Here is a 1,594-nt window from a genome sequence, read left to right on the forward strand (position 1 = left end):
CTGACCTGACCCTATGTGGGCCGGGCGTGGGCCGTGCCCCCTTCCCTGCTCAGTCCGGCGAACGTACGTTCCCGGTGATATCTACGAGCTCGGGAAGGAGGCCCGACGATGTCTGTGTACGTCGGAATCGATGTGCACCGCAAGCGTTCGCAGGTGGCGGTGATCGACCAGGCCGGGGAGGCGCTGGTCAACAGGAACGTGCCGAACGGGATCGAGACGGTGTTGAAGGTGATCGGGGATCTGCCGATCGGGACGCCGGTGGCGTTCGAGGCCGCGTTCGGCTGGGGATGGCTGGTCGAGCTGCTCGACGACTACGGGTTCGAGCCGCATCTGGTGCACCCGTCGCGGTGCAAGGCGATCGCCTCGGCGCGGTTGAAGAACGACAAGGTCGACGCGCACATCCTGGCGCAGTTGCTGCGCGCCGATCTGCTGCCGGAGGCGTGGATCGCGCCGCCGGCGGTGCGTCAGCTGCGGGCCAGGCTGCGGCACCGGATCCAGCTGGTGCGGCTGCGCACCCTGCTGCGCAACCGGATCCACGCAATCCTGGCCGACCACGGCCACGACCGGGCGGAGGGCTGCTGGAGCGGCCCGGGGCGCCGGTGGCTGGCCGGGCTGGAGCTGCCGGCCGCGTCGCGGGAGGTGATCGAGGACTGCCTGGCGATGATGGAGGCGGTCCAGGTCCCGATCGAGCGCCTCGACACCGAGGTTCACCAGCACGCCAGGGCCGACCCGCGGGTCAAGGTACTCACCCGGCTGCCCGGCGTCGGCGAGCTGACCGCGCTGGTCATGCTGGCCGAGATCGGCGACATCGACCGGTTCGGTTCGGCCCGCAAGCTGGCCGCCTGGGCCGGGCTCACCCCGACCGTGCGCGGCTCGGACCTGGTCGTCCGGCACGGGCACATCTCCAAACAGGGCTCGACCTGGCTGCGCTGGATCCTCTGCGAGGCCGCGCAAACCGCCAAACGCTCACCGCAGTTCGCGACCACCTACCAGGCGATCAGCCAGCGCCGCGGCAAGAAGATCGCCACCACCGCGATCGCCCGCAAGCTGCTGACCCGCGCCTACCACCTGCTCACCGACACCGACAACACCAGCCCGACCACCAACAAGACACACACCATCACCGCCGCCACGCCGGCGCCGAGACCGGGAGGATCACCCCACCGGGCGAGCTCGCAAAACCGCATGAGCCGGCCCAGCCGCGCTCGATGACCTGACTGAGCAGCCCGGGTCCCCGGACACCACGGTCATGGCCGCCCCCGCCACCTGGCTAGGCGACCGAATGGGTGCATGAGAGACCCTCTCCGACAACCACACTCACCCCGGGGACAACCACCACCACCCGTACCAACCCCCAAGGGCTTCCTCGGCACCGATCATCCGCCGCCGCTCGTCGGCGTCAAGCTCGTTCGTCCTCGGCTCCGCCTCCGGGCGCTCCAGCCTGACACCTCCCACCCGACGGCGACACAACGGCCAGCCACGAGGAATCCCGCACAACAACAACCACCCCGAACCCCCGGCGACAACTCAACATCACCGGGGGCAAGACCCCACGCGCCCTTGACACACCCGGCCCACATGGGTGCGGTTTTGT

Annotated in this window: 1 protein-coding gene; it reads left to right on the forward strand. The window is 69.6% G+C overall.

What is annotated here, in order from left to right:
* The first annotated feature begins 108 nt into the window (after positions 1 to 108).
* Positions 109 to 1,212: an IS110 family transposase gene (locus AB0I34_RS44095; protein ID WP_360458712.1), complete on the forward strand. Its 1,104-nt coding sequence runs from the start codon at positions 109 to 111 to the stop codon at positions 1,210 to 1,212.
* Positions 1,213 to 1,594 lie beyond the last annotated feature (382 nt).

The organism is Kribbella sp. NPDC050281, from assembly GCF_040655855.1.
GTDB lineage: Bacteria > Actinomycetota > Actinomycetes > Propionibacteriales > Kribbellaceae > Kribbella.

Coding starts and splice junctions, on each gene's coding strand:
- AB0I34_RS44095 (WP_360458712.1), top strand. CDS start 109: ATGTCTGTGTACGTCGGAATCGATGTGCACCGCAAGCGTTCGCAGGTG.